The sequence below is a fragment of the Bradyrhizobium sp. CFUWI genome, assembly GCF_056429085.1.
In genome coordinates this window covers 406,977-431,016 of the sequence record NZ_JBWJZE010000001.1, presented here as the reverse complement: position 1 = coordinate 431,016, position 24,040 = coordinate 406,977, and the positions used below count along the sequence as shown (strand labels likewise).

The window sequence follows — 24,040 nt, the reverse complement described above, 5'->3', positions numbered from 1 at the left end:
GACGACATGACCGACCGACCGACTGTCCTCGTCACAGGAGGCGCGGGCTATATTGGCTCGCACGCCTGCCGCGCATTGACCGCCGCCGGCTATCAGCCCGTCGTTTATGACAATCTTTCGACAGGCCATCGCAGCTTCGTTGCCGGTCCGCTGGTCACTGGCGATCTGCTGGACGGCACGGCGTTGGCACGCGCCTTTGCCGACCACAAGATCACGGCGGTGATGCATTTCGCGGCGGCGAGCCTTGTCGGCGAGTCCATGACCGACCCGCAGAAATATTATGTCAACAACGTGCAGGGAACGCTGTCGCTGTTGCAGGCGATGCGCAACGCGAACTGCCATCGCATCGTGTTTTCCTCGACCGGCGCGGTCTATGGCAACGCCGATTCCAAGGAACTGCCGGAAGACTTCCCCTGCGCGCCGATCAATCCTTACGGCGCATCGAAGTTGATGATCGAGCGGATGCTCGCCGACTATCGCACTGCCTATGGCTTCGGCGCGTTCTGCCTGCGCTATTTCAACGCCAGCGGCGCCGATCCGGGCGGTGGCATCGGGGAACTGCGCGACAACGAAACCCATCTCATTCCGCGCGCGATGATGGCGCTTCAGGGACATGTCGATTTCGCGGTGTTCGGCGACGATTACGCTACACCCGACGGCACCGCGATCCGCGACTACATCCACGTCACCGACCTCGCGGCGGCGCATGTCGCGGCCCTGAAGCTTCTGGAAGGCGGACATGCCGGCGGCAGCTTCAATCTCGGCACCGGCTCCGGGTTCTCGGTGCGCCAGATCCTCGACGCCATCCGGCAGGAGACCGGGCGCGAGGTGCCGCATACCGTCAAGCCGCGCCGCGCCGGCGATCCCACTTATCTGGTCGCAGATCCTTCGGCAGCGAGAAAGGTGCTGAACTTCGTGCCGCGCCACTCCGACCTGGCGACGGTGATTCGCACCGCCTGGGCCTGGCACCAGAAGGCGCATCCGTTCAGGGCGCGATAGGCGATCGAGGCGCCCGCGCCTGGCTCCGCCGGGGGCGGACAGCTGCAGCGGTCAGACGACGGCGCGTTTCAGCCGTGACGCCGCGGCTTCCGTGGCGGCAAAGTCCGGCTCCGGCTGGAGCGGCGGAGCGGCAGGCAGGACCATCGGCCGCAGCAGCTCGGCCATCTGCCGTGCCGGCAAGGGTTTCGAGATGAGGAAGCCCTGCATCTCGTCGCAGCCATGGGCGCGCAGGAACGCCTCCTGTTCGGCGTTCTCGACGCCTTCGGCGACGACGGTCATGCCCAGCGCCTTGCCCATGCTGATGATCGCCTGCGCGATCGCCTGGTCTTCCGAATCCTGCGGCAGGTCCCGCACGAAGGAGCGGTCGATCTTGATGGTGTCGATCGGGAAGTGCTTCATCAGCGACATCGACGAATAGCCGGTGCCGAAATCGTCGATGGCGAGGCGAATGCCGCGACTTTGGATGGCGTCGAGCACCTTGAGCGCACGGCCGACATTGCGCATCATCATGCTCTCGGTGACTTCGAGCTGAAGCAGCACCGGCGACATGCCGCTGGCCGCCAGCGCCTCGTCGACGTCCTGCAACAGATGCTCGTCGGCGAACTGCCGCGGCGACAGGTTGACCGCCATCGACAGCGGCAACAGGCCGCGGCGCTGCCAGGCCATGGCCTGCGCGCAGGCCTCGTTGAGGACCCAGCGGCCGATCGGCACGATCAGTCCGGTCTCTTCCGCAAGCGGAATGAACTGCGCCGGCGAGACGTTGCCGAGATCGGGATGTGCCCAGCGCAGCAATGCTTCCACGCCGGTGATCTGGCCGGTCTCCATCTCGACCTTGGGCTGGTAGTTCAGCGAGAACTGCCCGCGCTCCAGCGCCCGGCGCAGCGCACTCTCCAGCGACAGCCTTTCGATCGACTGCGTCTTCACTTCCTTGGAGAAGAAGCGATAGCCGTTCTTGCCGTCTTCCTTGGCGAGATACATCGCCATGTCGGCGTTCTTGGTCAGCGTCTGCACGTCGGAACCGTTGGCCGGATACATCGCGATGCCGATCGACGCCGTGGTGTGACATTCGTGCCCGGCCAGCTCCATGGGCTGGGCGAGTGCGGCCAGGAGCTCGGTCGCGATGCGCTGGACGTCATCGATCTTGCCGCACTGGTCGAGGATCACCACGAACTCGTCGCCGCCGAGCCGCGCCACCACGTCGCTTGCCCGCAGCGCGCCGCGCAAGCGGTTCGCCACTTCGAGCAGAAGCAGGTCGCCGGCTTCGTGCCCCAGCGAATCGTTGATGACCTTGAAGCGGTCGAGATCGATGAACAGCACCGCAAAGCGGTGATCGTGACGCTCCGCCGCGTCGATCGCCGCGCGCAAGAGCCCGTTGAAGGTCTCGCGGTTCGGAAGGTCCGTCAGGCTGTCATGCGAGGCGAGGTATTCGATCCGCTCGTCCGCCTGGTTCTTGGCGTCGGCGCGATCGAAATTCTCCATCGCAAAGGAGACGTTGTCGGCGAGACGCTGCAACAGCTCGACGAACTCGGCCGTGAAGGTGCCGGGCTCGGTCGACATGTAGATCATGACGCCGACGGCCTGCTCGTGTACGATGAGCGGGAACGCCGCGCCCGACTTCGCGCCGTCCCCGCGCACGATGGCGTGGAAGACACGGACGCGATCGTCGTTGAGATAGTCGTTGCTGATGCAAGGCTGGCGCGTGCGGAACGCCGTGCCGCTCATGCCGCGCCCTTCGGGCCGCTCCGGATCGACGGAGAGGCGGACGTTGCGCGTGGTGTTGGCGGACGGGCCCGCGCTCGCCACGATTTCCAGCTGGTCGCTCTCGGCCTTGGCCAGCGCGATGGTCGTCGACGTGAACTTGGCACCATGCGATGCCGCGTGACACACGAGATCGAACAGCTCGGCGCGCGACTTCGCCCGCATGATCGCCTCGTTGGTCGCGCTCAGGGCGGCGAACATGCGCGTCAGCCGTTCCTTTTGGCTCTCGGTGCGGGCCTTCTCCTCGGCACGGTCGAAGTTGTCCAGGGCAAACGACACGTTCTCGGCGAGACGTCCAAGCAATTCGACCAGATCTGGGGTGAACGTGTTCTCTTCGGTTGCAAGGAAAAGCAAGATGCCGATCGGCTCCTGGCCTGCCTTCAGAAGCGGAAAGCTGGCGGCAGCCCGCGTTCCATCCTCAACCGCCTTCGTCCGCCAGTGCATCGAGCGCGGGTCGTTGAGATAGTCGTTCATGACACTGGGCCGGCGGGTCCGGATCGAGACCCCGATGATGCCCTGGCCCTCGGGATGACCGGCGGAAAGATTGCAGGTCCGCCCGGCCATCTGCTCCTGCAGACGCCCCTTCACCGCGGCGACACGAAGGAGTTCGTTGTCCCTGTCGATGATGCCGATCGTAGCCGAAGCGAACACGTCGCCGAGGACGCCGGCCTGGCAGGCAGCCTCGAACAACTCCTCGCGCGTCTTGGCGCGGATGATGGCCTCGTTGGTTGCGCTCAGTGCCTCGAACATTCCGCTCAGGCGATCCCGCTGCTTGTCGTCCTGCGCCTTCTCCTCGGCGCGATCGAAGCTTTCCAGCGCGAAGGCGACGTTGGCCTGGAGCCTGCTCAGCAACTCGACGAATTCATCCGTGAAGGTGCCGGCCTCCGGAGCGTTGAACAGGAACACGCCCTCGACCCGGTCGCCGCAGAACAGCGGCAAGGCGGCGGAGGATGCGATTCCGGTCCGGCGCGCGCTGGCGTGCCACGGCGCGAGGCGCTCGTCCGCGAGCACGTCGTTGCTGACGGCGGGCCGGCGCGTACGATAGGCGGTGCCGGTCAAGCCGCGGCCTTCCGGCACCTCCTCGGAGGTGGAGAACTTGAAGTTGCGAACCTCATTCGCATTCGGCCCGTAACAGGCCACGACGCGCAGCAGCTCGGCGTCACGGTCGACCAGCGCGATATTGGCCGAGGTGAACTTGGCGCCCTTGGCGGTCGCCTCGCAGACGAGATCGAACAACTCGGTACGCGAGTGAGCGCGCAGAATGGCCTCGTTCGTGGCGCTGAGCGCGGCATACATGCGCGCCAGGCGTTCCTCCTCCACCGCAATCCTGGCCTTCTCGGACTCACGATCGAAATTGTCGAGCGCAAAGCAGACGTTTTCGGCAATCCGCAGCATCAGCGCGACGACTTCTTCGTCTTTGGCCCAGGACCGGCTGATGAAGGACAGCATGACGCCGACGCTCTGACCATGCTTGATCAGAGGAGCGGCGACGCAGGCGGCGACGCCGGTATTGATGTTGGCTTGCTCCCACGGCGTCCCCCTGGTGCGACCGGGCAGATCGTCTTCCAGGCACGGCTTCTGCGAGCGGAATACCTCCCCTGAAATTCCGCGGCCATACGGATTTGCCGGATCGACGGAGTACCGGGTTCGAGCAACCAATTCCAGGTTCTGGCCGGTACCCGCAACAGGCTTCAGCCAATCGGAATCCGGCTCCTTCAGCAGAATGACGGTCGAGAGCGATTTGCCTCCGTGAACGGAGGCATCGCAGACGCGCTGATAAAGCTCCTGCTCGGTCTTGGCGCGCAGGATTGCCTCGTTGGTGGCGCTGATGGCCCCGAACATGCGATTGAGCCGCCGCGTCGCCCGCTCGCTGGCTTGCCGCGCGCTCTCACGCGCGAAATTGTCGAGCGCATAGGAGATGTTGGCCGACATGCGCTCGAACAGCGACACCATCTCGTCGTCCAGCGAATTGGCCTCGCTGCGGGTCACATACAGCACGCCGACGCTCTTGCCGCTGCAGAGCAGCGGCAGCGCCGCAGCCGCGCCGATGTGGGCCGAAGCCGCGCCCTCGCGCCAGGCCAGCGAGCGCGGATCGTTGAGGTAATCGTTGCTGATGCACAGCTTCTGCTCGCGAAACGCCTCGCCCCCGACGCCCGATCCCTCGGGCGTGCCGGCTTCCGTCGTGATCACGATCGAGCGCAGCCGCCGAACGTCGTCGCCGCAGCCGGCCGCGAACCGCAAACGGCCGCCGTCCGGTTCGACCAGGAACACGGCCACGGCCAGGAAGTCGCCGCTGGCAAACCCGGCGGAGCAGACCTTCTGGTACAGCTCGTCCGGCGATTTCGCATAGAGGATCGCTTCGTTGATGGCGCTCAACGCCGCAAAGGTGCGCGCGAGTGTCGTCGTCACGATCTCAGCTCCCGGGGCATTCTGCCAGTTTTTCCCAGGTGACTTTATGAATGCCGATCGCCTAAGTGGTCGTTATTGCGCGCCGCAAACTGTCAATCAAAGTGAACGGGCTGCGAACGACCGCGCCAAACTGCCGGAAAATACCGCAGCGTGGACGAATCCTACACCGAAAGCGGGTCTGTTTACGAATTTGCAGCCCTGTATTGGTTTACGGCCGGTTGATATCGCAGCTGCGCTTTGAGACGATGGCTTCAACAACCATTGCCCGCCAAGGGCAAGAACCTCGGGGAACGCCATGCCGATCGTCGAGGCCATCTCTCGACGATTCCGATAGAGAACGTGGGCACGGCGCGAGCGCGCCTTTGCCTGCCCTACGAGAGCCGTGCGAGCCGCTCTCAAAACGGCAGCGCCACGCTCGACTTGATCTCCTTCAGCACCACGTTGCTGCGGACATAGCGGATGCCGGGGATGCGAAACATGAACTCGTCGAGGAAGCGATTATAGGCCGCCATGTCCTGCACCACGACGCGCAAATGATAGTCGGCATCGCCTGTGGTCGCAAAGCACTCCAGCACTTCGCGGCGCCTCGTGACCCTGGCGACGAATTCGTCGACGAACTTCGCATCGTGCCGCTCCAGCGAGACGTGGAGGATGGCCGACATCGCAAAGCCCGCCTGCTCGCGCGCGACCAGGGCCGCATAGCTCTGGATGACGCCAGCCTCCTCCAGCGCGCGCACCCGGCGCCAGCAGGCCGAGGTGGACATGCCGACCTCGTCCGCCAGTTGCTGGTTGGTGGCGCGGCCGTCCTTCTGGAGATGAGCGAGGATTCGCGCGTCCTGGTCTTCGATCATGGGGCCTCGCCACAGGGGAATTTTCCACCGAATTATCGGCCACTCTGGATAATTCTACCACAATAGATCGGATCGAAGAAAAAGATAGGTAAAACCTACCAGCCGTCCGGGCCTACCCTGCTCCGATCCGGGGGAATGCGTGGGAGGTCCGCATGGACGCCATTCCGTCACTCGACACCTATGAGCTTTCCGACCGCTACGACCGCGAGCAGGGCCGCGTCTTCCTCACGGGAACGCAGGCCATCGTCCGCATCGCGCTCGACCAGGCGCGGCGCGATCGTGCGCAAGGCCTCAACACCGCCGGCTTCATCTCCGGCTATCGCGGCTCGCCGCTCGCCGGCGTCGATCTCGAACTCTGGCGCATCCAGGAACGCCTCAAGCGGGACCGCATCGAATTCCTGCCCGCCGTCAACGAGGACCTCGCGGCGACCGCGGTGCTCGGCTCGCAGCAGGTCGAGACGCAAGGCGACCGCGAGGTCGCTGGCGTGTTCGGACTCTGGTACGGCAAGGGCCCCGGCGTCGATCGTTCCGGCGATGCGCTCAAGCACGGCAACGCCTATGGCTCCTCGCCGCATGGCGGCGTGCTGGTGGTCGCTGGCGACGACCATGGCTGCGTCTCCTCTTCGATGCCGCACCAGTCCGACGTCGCCTTCATGAGCTGGTTCATGCCGACGCTGCATCCGGCAAGCGTCGGCGAATATCTCGCGTTCGGCGAATATGGTTACGCGCTGAGCCGCTTCTCCGGCATGTGGGTCGGCTTCAAGGCGATCTCGGAGATCGTGGAGTCGGGCGCATCGGTGGCGCTGCGACCACCGCGCCTCTTCCGCACGCCCGATTTTACGCCGCCGCCCGGCGGCCTGCACTACCGCTGGCCCGACTTGCCGGGCCCGCAGATCGAGGAGCGGCTGGAGGCGAAGAAGCACGCGGTCTACGCCTTCGCCAAGGCCAATCCGATCGACCGTCACGTCTACGACATTCCGGACGCCACCTACGGCATCGTCACCACGGGCAAGGCACATCTCGATCTGATGGAGGCGCTGCGATTGATGGGCCTCGACGAGGCCGCCTGCCGCAGCATCGGGATCGACGTCTACAAGGTCGGCATGGTCTGGCCGCTGGCGCTGCACGACGCCATGGCTTTCGTGAAGGGCAAGCGCGAGATCCTCGTGGTCGAGGAGAAGCGGGGCATCATCGAGAGCCAGTTCAAGGAATATTTCTACGACTATCCCGGCAGCAAGCCCGAACGCATGGTCGGCAAGCACGATGAAACCGGGGCAAGGCTGATCTCCTGGATCGGGGAATTGTCGCCGCGCGCGCTCGCCGGCGTCCTGGCCCGCCGGCTCGATCCGATGTTTCCGGGCCTCAATCTCGCCGCACGCGCAGCCGCGCTCCTGCCGGAGGCGGCACGCAGCATCAACGTCCCGGGCGCAACGCGCACGCCCTATTTCTGCTCGGGTTGCCCGCACAACACGTCGACCAAGGTGCCGGAGGGATCGAAGGCGCTGGCCGGCATCGGCTGCCATTTCATGGCGAGCTGGATGGACCGGGAGACCTCGTCGCTGATCCAGATGGGCGGCGAAGGCGTGAACTGGGCGGCTTCGTCGAGATTCACCGGCCGCAAGCACATCTTCCAGAACCTCGGCGAAGGCACCTATTACCACTCCGGCTCGATGGCGATCCGGCAGGCGATCGCGGCCGGCGCCAACATCACCTACAAGATCCTGTTCAACGATGCCGTCGCGATGACCGGCGGCCAGCCGGTCGACGGTCCGGTCAGCGTCCATGCGATCGCGCACAGCGTTCGCGTCGAAGGCGTGATGCGCATCGCGCTGGTGTCGGATGATCCCGCACAGTTTTCGCCCGCCGACCTGCCGGCCGGCGTCACCATCCATCCGCGCGAGGCGATGGATGCCGTGCAGCGCGAGCTGCGCGACATCCCCGGCGTCTCGGTCCTGATCTACCAGCAGACCTGCGCCACGGAAAAGCGGCGCCGGCGCAAGCGCGGGCAGATGGCCGACCCCAAGCGCTTCGCCTATATCAACGATCTCGTCTGCGAAGGCTGCGGCGACTGCTCGGTGGAATCCAACTGCCTCAGCGTCGAACCGAAGGAGACGCCGTTCGGCCGCAAGCGTCAGATCAACCTGTCGGCCTGCAACAAGGATTTTTCCTGTCTCAACGGCTTCTGCCCAAGCTTCGTCACCGTCGAAGGCGCGACGCGCCGGAAGAAGGCCGCGAGCCAGATCGACGCCATCGGCCATGCGGCCACGCTTCCCCTGCCCCCCTCAGCCTCGCTCGACCGCCCCTACGACCTGCTCGTCACCGGCGTCGGCGGCACCGGCGTGATCACGGTCGGCGCGCTGATCGGCATGGCCGCACACCTCGAACGCCGCGGCGTCTCGGTGCTGGACTTCACCGGCTTTGCGCAGAAGTTCGGACCTGTGCTGAGCTATATTCGCTTCGCACCAGGTCTCGAGGCCCCGCACCAGGTGCGCATCGACCAGGGCGCGGCCGATGCGCTGATCGGTTGCGATCTGGTCGTCAGCTCGTCGCCGAAGGCATCCGGCACCTACCGCCGCGGCACGCGTGCCGCGGTCAACACCGCGGAGATGCCGACCGGCGACGTGGTCCGCTTCCGCGATGCCGATCTCGCCTCCGCCGCCCGGCTAGGCGCGATCGGCCGGGTCATCGGCGAGCACAATCTCGGCACAATCAACGCCAACGCGCTGGCCGAACGGCTGCTCGGCGATGCCGTCTATGCCAACATCATCATGCTCGGCTTTGCCTGGCAGGGTGGGTTGGTCCCGATTTCGTTGCAGGCGCTGCTGCGCGCGATCGAGCTCAACGGCGTCGCGGTCGAGCGCAACAAGCAGGCCTTTGCCTGGGGCCGGATCGCGGCTTCCGATCCCGACTTCCTGCCGAAAATGACGGAAGCGCCGGAGGTCGAGACGCTCGACCAGATCATCGACCGTCGCGCCGACTTTCTCACCGCCTATCAGGACAGCGCCTATGCGGCGCGCTACCGTTCGACCGTCGCAAGAATTCGTCATGCCGAAGCGGCCCTGAACAGCGAGGCTCTGACCGAGGCCGTCGCACGCGGCCTGTTCAAGCTGATGGCCTACAAGGACGAATACGAGGTGGCGCGCCTGCACATGCAGAGCGGCTTCCTCGACGAGCTGAAGCGCGAATTCGAGGATGGCTTCAGCGTCCAATATCACCTCGCCCCGCCGTTCCTCCCCTCGGAGCGCGACGCCCGTGGACGCCCGCGCAAACGCGCTTTCGGTCAATGGATCCAGATGCCGCTCGCCATCCTCGCGCGCTTGAAGGGGCTGCGCGGAACGCCGTTCGATCCGTTCGGCTACACCCGGGAACGGCGCACCGAGCGCGACCTGATTGCGTGGTACGAAGCGCTGATCGAACGGATGCTCGACCAGCTCGACGCTGCGCGTCTTCCCGATCTCGTCGCGATTGCCAAGGCGCCCATGGAGATCCGCGGTTATGGACCCGTGAAGGAGACTGCGATCGCGTCCGTGAAGGCGGAGGTCGAGTCTCTGTTGGCGCGACAGACGGCGCTGCGAGCGGCCTGACCGCAGGCCTCACGAATAGGGATTGATCAGCTTCTGCTGCTCGGTGCTGTGGTGCGCGATCAGGTCGATGAAGGTCCTGACCTTCGCCGAGAGATGATGACGGTGCGGATAGACCGCGTTCATGGACAGCTCGACCGTCCGATATTCCGGCAAGAGCCGCACGAGGCGGCCGGCTTCGAGATCGTCCTGAATGAGAAACCCAGCCATCATGCAGACGGCCGCACCCTCCAGCGCGACCTTTCGCAGCGCTTCCCCGCTATTGGTGACGAAGCTGCCCGAAATACGGACGGAGGCCGGTGTGCCCTTGCGATCAAGGAAGCGCCATTCGTCGCCGAACGGATAGTTCAAATGCCGACCGCAATTATGCCCCTTGAGCTCGTCGAGCTTCTGCACCCTGCCGTGCTTCTCGATGTAATCATGGGAGCAGCACAGCACGTGACGCCAGGTAGCAAGGCTCCGCACGATCAGGCTTGAATCCGGCGGCGGGGTCATGCGCAGGGCGACGTCGTAACCTTCCTCGATGAGATCAACATCGGCCTCGCCCATGCGCAGATCGACCTTGAGCTCCGGATAGGTCGAGAGCAGTTTCGCCACGACCGGCGCGGCGAACGGGACCATATGGGTGGCGACGTGAATGCGCAGCGTGCCGCGAGGCACCGACTGCAATTCGCTCGCGATGTCGTCGGCCTGCTCGAGATCGGCGAGAATTTGGGTCGAGCGGTCGTAATAGGCCTTACCGATTTCGGTGAGGCTCACCTTCCGCGTGGTGCGGTTGAGCAGGCGCACGCCGAGCCGGTCCTCCAGCGCCTGCACGTGATTGCTCACCATGGTCGTCGACATGTTGAGCCGGCGGGCGGCGGCGGAAAAGCCGCCGTTTTCAACCACATGGACGAAGGCGGTCAGGCTGGTAAAGCGATCCATGGTCGAGATTATCCGCTCTTACTGGATAATGCTTCCATAATTTCAAAGATTATCACAATAGCCAGGACAGCGCATCTTGCAGGTACCAACAGCGCACCATTTCGAAGGGGCGTCTGGGAAGTCCGAGGATGCCATGTCGAATGCTTCTTATATCACTGAAACAAATGGAAAAATCAGCCTGCGCCCGTCCCGGCAGGCGATCAGGCGCGCAGCGGTCGGCCTGGCGCTGGCGATCGGCGCCGCGGTGGCTGGCGACTATGGGTACGACTACCTGAAAACAGGCCGCTACCTGGAATCGACCGACGACGCTTATGTGAAGGCGGATTCCACGATCATCGCGCCGAAGGTCTCCGGCTACATCGCGAAGGTGCTTGTCGGCGACAACGAGAGGGTCAGGGCAGGCCAGACGCTGGCCAAGATCGACGACCGCGACTTCAAGGCGGCGCTCGACCAGACCAAAGCCGACGTCGCTGCCGCTGAAGCCTCGGTGCGCAACATCGACGCCCAGCTCGAACTGCAGCAGCCGATCATCGACCAGAGCACGGCCGATGTCGATGCGGCGGACGCCAATCTGAAATTCGCGCGGGAAGAGCGCGCCCGCTATGACGATCTGATGAAGTCGGGCTCAGGCACGATCCAGCGCGCGCAACAGACCGACGCGGCGCTGCGCGCCAGCAGCGCGCAATTGCAGCACGCCAAGTTCGGCCTCGTGGCTGCGCAGCGCAAGGTTGACGTGCTTACCACCCAGCGTGCGCAGGCAGCGGCCCAGCTCGAGCGCGCCCGCGCGGCCGCGCAGCAGGCGGCGCTGAACCTGTCCTATACCGAGATCACCGCGCCGGTCGACGGCACGGTCGGCGCCCGGAGCCTCCGGGTCGGCCAATACGTCCAGGCCGGCACGCAATTGATGGCGGTGGTGCCGCTCGATGCGGTCTACGTCGTTGCGAACTTCAAGGAGACCCAGCTCACGCATGTGCGACCAGGACAGCCGGTCGAGCTGCGCGTCGACAGCTTCCGCAACAGGACCCTGCGCGGCCACGTCGACAGTCTGTCGCCGGCGAGCGGGCTCGAATTCGCGCTGCTGCCGCCGGACAACGCGACCGGCAATTTCACCAAGATCGTGCAGCGCATTCCCGTGAAGATCGTGCTCGACGACCACAGCCTCAACGGCCTGCTGCGCCCCGGCATGTCGGCAGAGCCGACCGTCGATACCAAAGCCACGGTGCTTGCCGAGCGCGAGACGGCCAGGCGCCTCGCCGACAACACCTCCCGCGCAAACGGCAGCTGAAGCCATGAGCACACTCCAACCGACCGCCAACGCCGTTGCCGGCCTCCCCGCCGCCGCCGCTGGCCCCGCGGCGCCGGTCTCCACAAAAACCTGGATCGCCGTGATCGGCGCCACGCTCGGCGCGTTCATGGCGGTGCTGAACATCCAGATCGTCAACGCCTCGCTCGCCGACATCCAGGGCGCAATCGGCGCCGGCATCGACGACGGCGGCTGGATCTCGACATCCTATCTCGTCGCCGAGATTGTCGTGATCCCGCTCTCCGGCTGGCTCGCGCAGGTGTTCTCGATCTGCATCTATCTCCTCACCAATGCAATCCTGTTCCTGCTGCTGTCGACCGCCTGCGCGCTGGCGCAGAACCTGTCTCAGATGATCGTGCTGCGCGCCGTGCAGGGGTTCACCGGCGGCGTTCTCATCCCGATGGCGTTCACGCTGATCATCACGCTGCTGCCGCGCGCAAAGCAGCCGGTGGGCCTGGCATTGTTCGCGTTGTCGGCAACGTTCGCGCCTGCGATCGGCCCGACCATCGGCGGCTATCTCACCGAGAATTTCGGCTGGGAGTACATCTTCTACGTCAACCTCGTCCCCGGCGCGATCATGGTCGGCATGCTCTGGTACGCGCTCGAGGCCAAGCCGATGAGGCTCTCGGCGCTGCGCGAGGGCGACTGGGCCGGCATCGTCACCATGGCCATCGGCCTGTCGGCATTGCAGACCGTGCTGGAGGAAGGCAACAAGGACGATTGGTTCGGCTCGCCTTTCATCGTCAAGCTCTCAGTGATCGCGGCCGTTGCGCTGACCACCTTCCTGATCATCGAACTGACGGTAAAGAAGCCGCTGCTGAATCTGCGCCTGCTCGTCCGCCGCAATTTCGGCTTCGGCATGCTGGCGAACTTCCTGCTGGGCATCGCGCTATACGGCTCGGTGTTCATCCTGCCGCAATATCTGGCACGCATCCAGGGCTACAATGCCGAGCAGATCGGCATGGTGCTGGCCTGGACCGGATTGCCGCAACTCGTGCTGATCCCCCTGGTGCCGCGCCTGATGCAGAAATTCGACGCGCGGATCATCATCGGCATCGGATTCGCCCTGTTCGCGGTCTCCAACTTCATGAACATCCATATGACCAGCGACTACGCCGCCGATCAACTCATGTGGCCCAACATCGTTCGCGCCATCGGCCAGGCGCTGGTGATGGCGCCGCTGTCGGCCGTCGCAACCGCCGGCATCGAGCCGGAGAACGCGGGCTCGGCCTCCGGCCTGTTCAACATGATGCGCAATCTCGGCGGCGCGGTCGGCATCGCGCTGCTGCAAACGGTCCTGACCAAGCGCGAGCAGTATCATTCCAACGTGATGATGCAGTCGGTCTCGCTATTCGAGCAGGCCACCCGCACGCGGCTGGACCAATTGACGCAATATTTCGCCGATCACGGCATCCTCGACCGTGCGGACGCCGCGCATCGCGCCTATGTCGCGATCGGCCATATCGTGCAGAAGCAGGCTTATATCCTCGCCTTCAGCGACACGTTCTATCTGCTCGGCATGGCGCTGATCGTCGCGCTTGCCGCGGTCCTCTTCCTGAAGAAGCCCGGCCACACCTCGGCCGGCGGCGCCCATTGACGTCAACCCAAGGAGAACGACCATGAAGCCCCGCATGAATTTCTACCAGGCCGCCCCCGATACGATGAAGGCGCTGATGGCGCTGGAGCAACAGATCCAGTCCACGGGACTTGAGAAATCGCTGATCGAGCTGGTCAAGATCCGGGCGTCGCAGATCAACGGCTGCGCCTTCTGCATCAACATGCACGCCGAGGACGCTCGCAAGCGCGGCGAGACCGAACAGCGCATCTACCTGCTCAATGCCTGGCGCGAGTCCCCGCTCTATTCCGACCGCGAGCGCGCGGCGCTGGCCTGGACGGAATCGGTGACGCTGATTTCGCAGACCCACGCGCCCGACGATGTCTACGAGCAGGTTCGCGCGCAATTCTCCGAGGAAGAGACGGTGAACCTGACCATGCTGATCGGCGCCATCAACGCCTGGAACAGGATCGCGATCGCATTCCGCGCCGTTCATCCGGTGAAGGTGAAGGCCTCGGTGGCGTGAGGGGTGATGGAGGCAAACGCGTCTCCACACTTTCAACTGTCATGCCCCGCGAAGGCGGGGCATCCAGTACGTCGCGGCTTCTCGATTCAAGCACTCCTGTCACGGAGTACTGGATCGCCCGGTCAAGCCGGGCGATGACAGCGGTGGGAGTGGCTAAACCGCCGTTGCCTTGGCGAACTCCACGTAGATCTCGCGCAGGCGCGTGGCCATCGGGCCCGGCTTGCCGTCGCCGATCTTCTTGCCGTCGATCGCAACCACCGGCTGGACGAACAGTGACGCCGAGGTGGCAAAGGCCTCCTTGGCGGCCAGCGCCTCGGCGACCGTGAACGAACGCTCCTCGACGCGGAGCTGGCGTTCTTCGGCGAGCGCCACCACGGCCTTGCGGGTGCAGCCCGGCAGGATCGCGTTGGAGTTCTTGCGGGTCACGATGACGTCGTCCTTGGTGAGGATGAAGGCCGAGGACGAACCGCCCTCGGTGACGTAGCCGTCTTCCAGCATCCAGGCCTCACCTGCACCGGCCTCGGCCGCGGCCTGCTTCGCCAAGACCTGCGCCAGCAGCGCCACGCTCTTGATGTCGCGCCGCTCCCAGCGGATGTCGGGCACCGTGATGACGCTGATGCCGGTCTTCGCCGACGCCGCATTGATGATGTCCTTTTCCGAGGTGAACATCACCAGACTCGATCTGACGTCGCCCTTCGGGAAGGCGAAGTCGCGGCCCTTGTCGGCGCCGCGGGTGACCTGGAGATAGACGAGGCCGTTCGCGACCTTGTTGCGCGCGATCAGCTCCTTCTGCAGCTCGGTGATGCGCTCGACCGTCTCCGGCAGCTTCAGCTTGATCTCGCCGACCGAACGCTCCAGCCGCGCCAGATGCGAGGCATTGTCGACCAGCTTGCCGTCGAGCACCGCCGAGACCTCGTAGATGCCATCGGCGAACAGGAAGCCGCGATCCAGCACCGAGATTTTGGCGTCCGAAAGCGGGACGAATGAGCCGTTGACGTAGGCGATCGGGTCCAAGGCAGGTCTCCTGGGGAGAGAAGGAGGGAATTTGGTCTCGGTATAGGAGATTTGGCGCGCCCGATAAACCCTCGATCCGTCATTCCGGGACATTCGCAAAGCGAATGGGCCCGGAATCCATCTCGCCTCGCGTCCTTCCGCCCAATGGATTCCGGGCTCGCGACTTCGTCGCGCCCCGGAATGACGGGAGTCAATGCGACAGGATCTTCGACAAGAACTTCTGCGCGCGGTCGCTGCGGGGCTTGCCGAAGAAATCCTCCTTCGCCGCGTCCTCGACGATCTCGCCGCGGTCCATGAAGATCACGCGATTGGCCACCTTGCGGGCAAAGCCCATCTCGTGGGTCACAACCATCATGGTCATGCCCTCATGAGCGAGGTCCACCATGACGTCGAGCACCTCGCTGACCATTTCAGGGTCGAGCGCCGAGGTCGGTTCGTCGAACAGCATCACGATCGGATCCATGGCGAGCGCACGGGCGATCGCAACGCGCTGCTGCTGGCCGCCGGACAGGTTCGCGGGAAACTTTTGCGCCTGTTCCTTGAGGCCGACGCGCTCGAGCAGCTGCATGCCTTTCGTCATCGCCTTGTCGCGCGGACGGTCGAGCACCTTCTCCTGCGCGAGACAAAGATTGTCGATGATCTTCAGGTGCGGAAACAACTCGAAGTGCTGGAACACCATGCCGACGCGCGAACGCAGCTTCGGCAGATTGGTCTTGGGATCGTTGACCTTGATGCCGTCGACGCTGATGTCGCCGCTCTGGAACGGCTCCAGCGCATTGACGCATTTGATCAGCGTCGACTTGCCCGAGCCCGAGGGGCCGCAGACCACCACGACCTCGCCCTTGGTGACGCTGGTCGTGCAATCGGTCAGCACCTGGAAGCTCGGCGTGTACCATTTGTTAACGTGGCTGATTTCGATCATGAGCTTCTGGCCCTAGCGAACGATGGCGATGCGCGCCTGGAGCCGGCGGACGGCGTAGGACGCGATACAGGAAATGGTGAAGTAGACGACCGCTGCGAACAGGTACATTTCGACGAGGCGCCCGTCGCGCTGCGCCACCTTGCTCGCGGCTCCGAGGAAATCCGTGATCGAAAGGACGTAAACCAGCGAAGTGTCCTGGAACAGAACGATGGTCTGGGTGATCAGAACCGGCAGCATGTTGCGGAAGGCCTGCGGCAGCACGACGTAGCGCATGGTCTGGCCGTAGGTCAGCCCCAGCGCACTGGCGGCGGCAGGCTGGCCGCGCGAGATCGACTGGATGCCGGCGCGCATGATCTCGGAGAAATACGCCGCTTCGAACATGATGAAGGTGATGAGCGAGGACGCGAAGGCGCCAACGCTGATCGGGCGCGAAGCACCGGTCACCCACTGCCCGATATAGGGCACCAGGAAGTAGAACCAGAAGATCACCAGAACCAGCGGCAGCGAGCGCATGAAGTCGACATAGACCCCGGCGATCCGGCCAAGGATCTTGAAGCCGGAGAGCCGCATCAGGGCGAGCGCCGTGCCGAACACGAGACCACCGAGCGCTGCGAGGCCCGTCAGTGTCAGCGTGAACGTCATGCCCTCGAAGAACAGATAGGGCAGCGCGCGGCGGATGACGTCGAAATCGAGATTGCCGAACATCGCTATTTCCCCGTGATGTAGCCGGGGATCGCGACCCAGCGCTCGAGGAAGCGCATCGCGGTCACGACAACGGCGTTGACGAGGAGATAAAGGATGGTCGCGGCGGTGAAGGCCTCGAACACCTGGAACGAGAATTCCTGCATCGAGCGTGCCTGTCCGGTCAGCTCGAGCAGGCCAATGGTGATCGCGACCGCCGTGTTCTTGATGGTGTTGAGGAACTCAGAGGTCAGCGGCGGCAGGATGATGCGGAACGCCATCGGCAGCAGCACGTAGCGATAGCCCTGCGCGGTGGTCAGGCCCAGCGCCGTTGCGGCCATCTTCTGCCCGCGCGGCAGTGAGCCGATGCCGGCCTGCAGTTGCACGGCAACGCGCGCCGACATGAAGAAACCGACGCCGATCGCCGCGGTCCAGAACGGCGCGTTGGGCAGCTGCTTCAGCCAGGTGCCGGCGCCTTTCGGCAGCAGTTCCGGCAGCACGAAGTACCACAGGAAGAGCTGCACGAGCAGCGGCATGTTGCGGAAGAATTCGACATAGGCAAAGCCGAACCAGTTCGCCCCCTTCGACGGCAGCGTGCGCATCACGCCGACGAGCGAGCCGGTGATCAGCGCGATGACCCAGGCCAGCGCCGCGGTCTTGAGGGTCAGCACCAGGCCCGACAAGAGCATGTCGAGATAGGTGCCGGTCCCCATCGGGTTCGGCTGGAAAAAGATTCCCCAGTTCCAGTTGTAGTTCACGTGTCCCCCGCGCGAACGCGCCAGCTATGGATGTCCCGGCGCCTATGCAAATGTCCGGCCACCCCAGTGTCAAGAGTGGCCGGACATGATCTCGATCGAAAAGATCGAGGTTTGCTTACTTATAATCGTCCGGGTTCGGCGAGTCCGTCGGCTTGGCGAACTCGTTCTTCAGCTCGGCCGAGATCGGGGTGTTGAGGTTCAGGCCCTTCGGCGGGATCTTCTGGGTGAACCACTTGTCGTAGATCTTCTGGGCTTCGCCCGAGGTATAGAGCGCGGCGGTCGCCGCATCGACCACCTTCTTGAAGGCGGGATCGTCCCTGCGCAGCATGATGCCGTAGGGCTCCGGCTTGGAGAAGGCGTCCTTGGAGATCTCGTAGTCGCCCGGCGACTTCGAGCCGGCGACGAGGCTCGCGAGCAGGATGTCGTCCATGACGAAGGCGACCGCGCGGTCAGTCTCGACCATCAGGAAGGCCTCGGCGTGGTCCTTGGCGGGGATGATGTTGGCGCCGAGGCCCTTGGCGACATTGGCCTCGGTGAGCTGCTTGATGTTGGTGGTGCCGGCGGTCGAGACCACCGTCTTGCCCTTGAGATCGTCGATCGACTTCAGGCCGCTGGACTTCTTGAAGACGTAGCGGCTGGCGGTCAGGTAGTGGGTGTTGGTGAAGGCGACCTGCTTCTGGCGCTCGGCGTTGTTGGTGGTCGAGCCGCATTCCAGGTCGATGGTGCCGTTGGCCATCAGCGGGATACGGGTCGCCGAGGTCACCGGGTTGAGCTTGACCTCGAGCTTGTCGAGCTTGAGCTCCTTCTTCACGGCGTCGACGATCTTGTAACAAATGTCCATGGCGAAGCCGACGGGCTTCTGGTTGTCGTCGAGATAGGAGAACGGGATCGAGGAGTCGCGGAAGCCCAGCGTGATGGCGCCGGTGTCCTTGATGTTCTTCAGGGTGCCGGTCAGCTCCTGGGCCCCGGCCTGGCTGACGGCGAAGGTCGCGGCGAGCGCGAGTCCGATGCTACGGAAATGTTTCACTTTTTTGTCCCCTTTCAGGATGATGCGGCCGGATGCAAGCACAAATCGGCCCGGATTAGAATGTGACTTTCGGCTCGATCGAGGCTCAGGTTAACGGCTTGTCAGCGGTGCTCGCAATTCGCCGAGATCCCAGAACAGCCCGGCCATCACCGTCAAGGCCTCTTCGGTCAGAGGCAGCAGAATGTGCTCATTGGGCGCATGCTGGGAGCAGCCGGGATAGGAGTGCGGGACCCAGATCGTCGGCAGGCCGAGGATTTCGGAGAACACGTCATTGGGGAGCGAGCCGCCGAAATTCGGCAGTACGGCCGGCGCCTTGCCGGTGGTCTCCTGCACCGAATCCGCCGCCCATTTGATCCAGGGGCTGTCGAAGTCTGTGCGCGATGCAGCAAAGCTCTGGGCCGCCCGCACCTCAACCATCGGAAAACCCTTTGCGACCAGATGCGCGCGGATGGCCTCGATCAGGCCCTCGATCTTCGTCCCGACCACGAAACGCAGTTGCAGCACGGCATTGGCATGGCCGGGAATGGCGTTGGCCGGCTTCTCGGTATTGCCCGACGACATCGCCAGCACTTCCAGCGTATTCCAGGCGTACAGCCGCTCGGCGGCCGAAAGACCCTCCTCGCCCCAGTTCTCGGCCAGCGCGGGCTCGTCCGCGCTCGGCACCACCTGCACATCGGCCAGATAAGAGCGGATCTGGTTGCTGAGCCGCGGCGGCTTCAGGGCGTCGAGCTGGAGGCGACCGTGGCCGTCGACCAGCGTCGAGATCGCGTTGACCAGAATGGTCGCGGGATTGGCCAGGACGCCGCCCCAATTGCCGGAATGGTGGCCGCCGTCGCGCAGGTTCACATCCAGATGAATGCGGATGCCGCCGCGGCAGCCGAGGAACAGGGTCGGGCGGTCGGCGGACAGGCGCGGCCCGTCGGAGGCCATGAACAGGTCCGCCTTGAGCGCATCGCGATTGAGGTCGCAGACCTTGCCGAGGTCGGGCGAGCCGATCTCCTCGCCCATCTCCACGATGAACTTGGCGTTGAAGCCGAGCTTGCCGCCGCGGGCATCGCGCACTGCGCGCAGTGCCGCCATGTTGATGCTGTGCTGACCTTTGTTGTCGGCGGTGCCGCGGCCGTAGAGCCGCGTGCCGGCAACCGTGGTGCGCCAGGGATCGCGCCCGTCGCGCCACTCGCCTTCCATGCCGTCGACGACGTCGCCATGGCCGTAGATCAGCACGGCCGGCGCGGAGGCACTCTCGTGATGCTCGGCGAGCAGGAACGGCGCCTTGCCGCTGGGGGACTCGACGATACGGCTGGTGAAATCCAGCGCGGCGAAGGCCGGCTGCATCTCCTGCTCCAGATAGGCGCGCAGCTCGGGGCCGCGCGAGGTGTTCTGGCTCTCGGTCTTGAAGGCGACGCGGCGGTCGAGCTCGGCGAGGAATGCGCCGGATCGAAAATCCTCACGGGCGCGGGCGATGGCGTCGGCTCTGGTCATGACTTGCTTTTCGGGACTTCAGGACGAAGGACTTTACCCGATACGGGTTGGCCTTCGAAAGTGGCAGGGGGTTGGATAGTTCTTGTACTTCGCTTGCACTTCTTCTTGGGATTTTCGTCCTTGCTTCCTTGAGATTGGCTTGCCAGGCGCAGCAGCGCCGCTGATTTGGCCTTGCCAAGCGCAAGCGATATGCAAGAACTTCGCCAAGTTCGGGCGTCAAGTTCGGGCGCACATCTATCATTCGAAGAGCGCTCAGTACAGAGCGCCGTGGAGCCAGCATGGCCAAGCAGATCAGACTCAACGCATTTGCGATGAATTGTGTCGCTCATCAGTCACCCGGCCTGTGGACCCATCCGCGCGACCGCACCGCCGGCTACAACCGCCTGCCCTACTGGATCGATCTGGCCAGGACGCTGGAGCGCGGCCGTTTCGACGGACTGTTCCTGGCCGACGTGCTCGGGGTCTATGACGTCTATGGCAACAGTCCTGACGCGGCCTTGCGCAACGCGGCACAGACGCCGTCCAACGAGCCGCTGCTGCTGCTCTCGGCCATGGCCGCGGTGACGCAAAATCTCGGCTTCGGCGTCACCAGCAATTTGTCGTTCGAGCCGCCTTATCCGTTCGCGCGGCGGATGTCGACGCTCGATCACCTCACCGAAGGGCGGATCGGCTGGAACGTCGTCACCGGCTATCTCGACAGCGCCGCGCGTGGCGCCGGCAAGGACAAGCAGACCGGGCACGACGACCGCTACGACATCGCCGACGAATATATGGAGGTCGTCTACAAGCTCTGGGAAGGCAGCTGGGAGGACGATGCCGTGCTGCGCGACCGCAAGCGCGGCGTCTTCACCGATCCCAGCAAGGTCCATCGTGTCAATCATGAGGGCGCGAATTACCGCATCAACAACACCATCCATCTCAGCGAGCCCTCGCCGCAGCGCACGCCGGTGCTTTACCAGGCCGGCACCTCGCCGCGCGGGAGGCAGTTCGCGGCCAAGCATGCCGAATGCGTGTTCATGTCGGGACCGTCGGCCAAGATCATTGCGCCGCGCGTGTCGGCGATCCGCCAGGAGGCCGCCGCACTCGGCCGCAACCCGGCGGAGATCCTGATGTTCAGCATGATGACGATCATCCTCGGCAACACCGAGTCCGAAGCGGCGGCGAAATATGCCGACTACCGCTCGCACATCAATCCGGAAGGCGCGCTGGCGCTGATGTCGGGATGGACCGGCATCGATTTCTCCGGCTACGAGCTCGACCAGCAAGTGCGTCACGTCCAGAACGATGCCGGTCGCAGCGCGCTCGACAACGTAACACGCGGCGATCCGGACCGCGTCTGGACCGTGCGCGACGTCATCGAGCATGTCGGCATCGGCGGCGCCGGGCCGGTCGTGGTCGGCACGCCCGAAACCGTCGCGGACAAGATCGAGGACTGGTTCGAGAAGACCGACGTGGACGGCCTCAACGTGGCCTTCGCGATCTCGCCCGGCGATTTCGAGGACATCGCCGACATGCTGGTGCCGGAGCTGACCCGGCGCGGAAGGTATAAGTCGGAGTATGCGAAAGGCACGCTGCGGGAGAAGCTGTTCGGCCAGGGGCGCGCGCGGTTAGGTGCGCCGCATCCGGCAGCGGGGTATCGGGTGGGGAAGAAGGCGTAGGCCGCCACACACTCGCTGTCATGCCCCGGCTTGACCGGGGCATCCAGTACGCCGCGGCCTCTCGAGGAATCACAACCGCCGCTGGAATACTGGATCGCCCGATCAAGTGGGGCGATGACAGTTGAGTGCGTGAAGGCCGCGGCGTCTTACAGCTTCCCGTCCACCATCACCTCGATCAGCTTCGTCCCCGGCCGATTGAACGCCGAGGCCAGCGTCGCCTTCAGCTCGCTGGGATCGCTGAGCTTGATCGCCTCGCAGCCGAGCGCTCTCGCGACGCCGGCGAAATCCACCGGCGGATCGGCGAAATCCATGCCGACGTAATTGTCGTCGCCGTGGAAGGCGAGCAGGCGCTGCTTGATGATGCGGTAGCCGCCATTGTTGGCGATGACGACGTTGAGCGGCAGCTTGTGATGCGCCGCCGTCCACAGTGACTGGATCGAGTACATCGCGCTGCCATCGCCCGAGAAGCAGACGACGGGACGATCCGGATTGGCGATGCTGGCGCCGACGGAGGCCGGCAGGCCCCAGCCGATGCCGCCGGAGGCAAGGCCGTGATAGCCATAGCGGTCGCGATGCGGGCGCAGCGCCGTGATCTGGCGGCTGGAGGTGAGGCCTTCGTCGACCAGGATCGCATGGTCCGGCATGGCCTCGACCATCTGCAGCACCAAAAAGTCCGGATCGATCGGCGTGCGGCTGGCGCTCTTGCCGATCTGCTCGACCAGCGCGGCGCGGCGTGCGGCCCAGTTGTTCGGCACGAGCTCGGCAAGGCGTTGCTTGGCGCGGTTTGCAAGTGTCGCGCCGCCCATCTCCTTCAGCACCGGGATCAGCGCGCGCAGGGTTTCCTTCAGATCCGCCTTCAGCGCGATCTCGGCGCCGTAATTCTTTGCGATCTCCCAATCGACGAGGCCGACCTGCACCATGCCGAGCCCGTCCGGCAGCGCATCGACCTCGCTATAGACCGACATCCGTAAAGGATCGCCGCCGAGCGCGATCAGGAGGTCGTACGGCGCCAGCGTATCGCGCGCGATCTTCTGCACGCGCGCCAGCGTGCCGACGAAGCTCGGGCTCTCCGACAGGAAGTGCGATCCATACGGCGTCGAAGACTGGTAAGCGGCGGCGCCCAGCAGTTCGGCGAGCTCGGCGGCCTCCTTCAGGGCATCGCTCCTGACCACCTCGTCCATGGTGACGATGACGGGGCGCTCGGCCTTGAGCAGCCGCGCGGCAAACGCCTTCAGCGCTTCGTCCGACGGCTTCACGCGGGCGTCGATGCGGGTGGAGCGGCCGAGGTCGATGCCGGCCTCGCTGTTCAGGATGTCGCCGGGGAGCGAAATGAACACTGGCCCGGTCGGCGGCGTGGTCGCGATCTTGGCCGCGCGGCGGACGATGCGCGGCAGATCCTCCAGCCGCGTCACCTCCACCGCCCACTTCACCAGCGGCTCGGCCATGCGGACCAGCGGGCCGTACAATACCGGCTCCATCAGGCCATGGCCCTGCTCCTGCTGGCCGGCGGTCAGGATCATCGGCGTGCCCGTGAACTGGGCGTTGTAGAGCGAGCCCATGGCGTTGCCGAGGCCGGGCGCGACGTGAACGTTGCAGGCGACGAGCTTGCCGGAGGCGCGGCTGTAACCGTCAGCGATCGCGACCACCAGGCTCTCCTGCATCGCCATCACGTAAGTGAGATCAGGATGGTCCTTCAGCGCGTGCATGATCGGCAATTCGGTGGTGCCGGGATTGCCGAACAGATGCGTGATGCCCTCGTCCTTGAGCAGCGCGAGGAAGGCGGAGCGGCCGGTGATCTTGTTCTTCATGTTTCCTCCAGGAGCGGACGTTGCCGCAAGGACTGAAGGCATGATGGCCGAAATCGAAGGAGGCGCGCAAGGAAGCGCGGTCATGGCTGCGTTGCGCGCGGGCGCTCCTCGTGTCCCGGACGCGCTGCACCGCGTAGCGGTGCGGCGCTGAGCCGGGACCCAGATTCGCGCCGGACTCGCTGACGCACGGGCCCCGGCTCAGCAGTGCGGCACTTCGCGCCGCGCTGCATCCGGGGCACGGAGAGCGGCGCAAGCGGGTCGAGCTACATCTCCTCGCGTCCAAGCTCGAACGGGTCCTCGCCGCCCGCGCGCTTCTTCTTTTTCGAGCGCTGCCAGACCACGCCGGGAAAGCCCTTCAGCGGCACCAGCGGCTCGCCGGTATAGGCCCATTCCTGCAGCTCCTCGATCGCGATGTGATAGAGCGGCTGGCGGCCGGTGCGCTCTCTAAACAGCGCACGGGGGATGTTGACCATGTGCGGCCCGCGCGGACGCTCATAGGCGATCGGGGTGCCGCAATGCGAGCAGAAGCTGCGGGTGGTCTTGGTCGCCTTGTCCTCGTAACGCGTGAGCGCGGTCCTGCCGGATGTGATGCGAAAGCGCTTCTTCCAGCTTCCGACATAGGTCGCATAAGCCGCGCCATGGGCGCGGCGGCTGGCGGCGGAGTGATCATGCCAGGCCCAGCGTGCTGGGACGTCGATCTCGAAGCTGACCTTGCCGCAGAGGCATTGGCCGGTGGCGATACCTGCGGCGGCTGCGGCTTTGGCCATTGTGTTTCCCCGTCGTC

At 64.7% G+C, this 24,040-nt stretch carries 18 protein-coding genes; 7 read left to right on the top strand and 11 right to left on the bottom strand.

Translation table 11 applies throughout. From position 1 onward, the window contains the following. The first annotated feature begins 6 nt into the window (after positions 1 to 6). On the top strand, positions 7 to 999 hold the full coding sequence (gene galE, locus AC066S_RS02010; RefSeq protein WP_126259528.1) for a UDP-glucose 4-epimerase GalE: 993 nt from the start codon (positions 7 to 9) through the stop codon (positions 997 to 999). A 51-nt stretch (positions 1,000 to 1,050) separates the two neighbouring features. Here the strand turns inward: galE and AC066S_RS02005 are convergent, their stop codons facing one another. Beyond that, positions 1,051 to 5,166, bottom strand: coding sequence for a sensor domain-containing phosphodiesterase (locus tag AC066S_RS02005; RefSeq protein WP_478268785.1), 4,116 nt, complete (start codon positions 5,164 to 5,166; stop codon positions 1,051 to 1,053). Between the two features lie 46 nt (positions 5,167 to 5,212). Between AC066S_RS02005 and AC066S_RS02000 the strand changes: the two genes are divergently transcribed. After that, positions 5,213 to 5,407, top strand: a complete 195-nt coding sequence (locus tag AC066S_RS02000) for a hypothetical protein (protein WP_126259526.1) — start codon at positions 5,213 to 5,215, stop codon at positions 5,405 to 5,407. Between the two features lie 154 nt (positions 5,408 to 5,561). Here the strand turns inward: AC066S_RS02000 and AC066S_RS01995 are convergent, their stop codons facing one another. After that, positions 5,562 to 6,017 (bottom strand): Lrp/AsnC family transcriptional regulator, encoded by a 456-nt coding sequence (locus tag AC066S_RS01995; RefSeq protein WP_126259525.1) that lies wholly within the window; start codon positions 6,015 to 6,017, stop codon positions 5,562 to 5,564. Positions 6,018 to 6,169: 152 nt separating this feature from the next. Here AC066S_RS01995 and AC066S_RS01990 point away from each other — a divergent pair, with 152 nt between their 5' ends. After that, complete coding sequence (locus AC066S_RS01990; RefSeq protein WP_478268784.1) at positions 6,170 to 9,601, top strand: indolepyruvate ferredoxin oxidoreductase family protein; 3,432 nt, start codon at positions 6,170 to 6,172, stop codon at positions 9,599 to 9,601. 9 nt (positions 9,602 to 9,610) lie between these two features. On the opposite strand, the gene AC066S_RS01985 is transcribed toward AC066S_RS01990, so the two are convergent. After that, complete coding sequence (locus AC066S_RS01985) at positions 9,611 to 10,522, bottom strand: LysR family transcriptional regulator (protein WP_478268783.1); 912 nt, start codon at positions 10,520 to 10,522, stop codon at positions 9,611 to 9,613. Positions 10,523 to 10,655: 133 nt separating this feature from the next. Between AC066S_RS01985 and AC066S_RS01980 the strand changes: the two genes are divergently transcribed. Genes AC066S_RS01980 through AC066S_RS01970 form a run of 3 tightly spaced genes read left to right on the top strand, consistent with a single transcriptional unit; the run spans position 10,656 to position 13,906 of the window. After that, positions 10,656 to 11,807: an HlyD family secretion protein gene (locus AC066S_RS01980; RefSeq protein WP_478268782.1), complete on the top strand. Its 1,152-nt coding sequence runs from the start codon at positions 10,656 to 10,658 to the stop codon at positions 11,805 to 11,807. 4 nt (positions 11,808 to 11,811) lie between these two features. After that, on the top strand, positions 11,812 to 13,422 hold the full coding sequence (locus AC066S_RS01975; protein ID WP_478268781.1) for an MDR family MFS transporter: 1,611 nt from the start codon (positions 11,812 to 11,814) through the stop codon (positions 13,420 to 13,422). A gap of 22 nt (positions 13,423 to 13,444) precedes the next feature. Next, on the top strand, positions 13,445 to 13,906 hold the full coding sequence (locus tag AC066S_RS01970) for a carboxymuconolactone decarboxylase family protein (protein ID WP_126259520.1): 462 nt from the start codon (positions 13,445 to 13,447) through the stop codon (positions 13,904 to 13,906). Between the two features lie 153 nt (positions 13,907 to 14,059). Here the strand turns inward: AC066S_RS01970 and AC066S_RS01965 are convergent, their stop codons facing one another. The 6 genes from AC066S_RS01965 to AC066S_RS01940 form a co-directional block, all read right to left on the bottom strand. Then, on the bottom strand, positions 14,060 to 14,920 hold the full coding sequence (locus tag AC066S_RS01965; RefSeq protein WP_126259519.1) for a D-amino-acid transaminase: 861 nt from the start codon (positions 14,918 to 14,920) through the stop codon (positions 14,060 to 14,062). A 190-nt stretch (positions 14,921 to 15,110) separates the two neighbouring features. Then, the gene (locus AC066S_RS01960; protein WP_478268780.1) at positions 15,111 to 15,842 is read right to left on the bottom strand and encodes an amino acid ABC transporter ATP-binding protein; all 732 of its coding nucleotides are present in this window, start codon (positions 15,840 to 15,842) and stop codon (positions 15,111 to 15,113) included. A gap of 12 nt (positions 15,843 to 15,854) precedes the next feature. After that, on the bottom strand, positions 15,855 to 16,547 hold the full coding sequence (locus tag AC066S_RS01955) for an amino acid ABC transporter permease (RefSeq protein ID WP_126259517.1): 693 nt from the start codon (positions 16,545 to 16,547) through the stop codon (positions 15,855 to 15,857). Positions 16,548 to 16,549: 2 nt separating this feature from the next. Continuing rightward, positions 16,550 to 17,281: an amino acid ABC transporter permease gene (locus AC066S_RS01950; protein WP_126259516.1), complete on the bottom strand. Its 732-nt coding sequence runs from the start codon at positions 17,279 to 17,281 to the stop codon at positions 16,550 to 16,552. A gap of 115 nt (positions 17,282 to 17,396) precedes the next feature. Then, positions 17,397 to 18,308, bottom strand: a complete 912-nt coding sequence (locus AC066S_RS01945) for an amino acid ABC transporter substrate-binding protein (protein WP_135170256.1) — start codon at positions 18,306 to 18,308, stop codon at positions 17,397 to 17,399. A gap of 90 nt (positions 18,309 to 18,398) precedes the next feature. After that, positions 18,399 to 19,790 carry a M20 family metallopeptidase gene (locus AC066S_RS01940; RefSeq protein ID WP_478268779.1) on the bottom strand — a complete coding sequence of 464 codons (1,392 nt, stop codon included), beginning with the start codon at positions 19,788 to 19,790 and terminating at the stop codon, positions 18,399 to 18,401. A gap of 278 nt (positions 19,791 to 20,068) precedes the next feature. Between AC066S_RS01940 and AC066S_RS01935 the strand changes: the two genes are divergently transcribed. Next, complete coding sequence (locus AC066S_RS01935) at positions 20,069 to 21,448, top strand: LLM class flavin-dependent oxidoreductase (RefSeq protein ID WP_478268778.1); 1,380 nt, start codon at positions 20,069 to 20,071, stop codon at positions 21,446 to 21,448. A gap of 146 nt (positions 21,449 to 21,594) precedes the next feature. On the opposite strand, the gene AC066S_RS01930 is transcribed toward AC066S_RS01935, so the two are convergent. Both AC066S_RS01930 and AC066S_RS01925 read right to left on the bottom strand, forming a co-directional pair. Further along, positions 21,595 to 23,256, bottom strand: a complete 1,662-nt coding sequence (locus AC066S_RS01930) for a thiamine pyrophosphate-binding protein (RefSeq protein ID WP_478268777.1) — start codon at positions 23,254 to 23,256, stop codon at positions 21,595 to 21,597. A 263-nt stretch (positions 23,257 to 23,519) separates the two neighbouring features. Next, positions 23,520 to 24,023 carry a GFA family protein gene (locus AC066S_RS01925; RefSeq protein WP_478268776.1) on the bottom strand — a complete coding sequence of 168 codons (504 nt, stop codon included), beginning with the start codon at positions 24,021 to 24,023 and terminating at the stop codon, positions 23,520 to 23,522. Positions 24,024 to 24,040 lie beyond the last annotated feature (17 nt).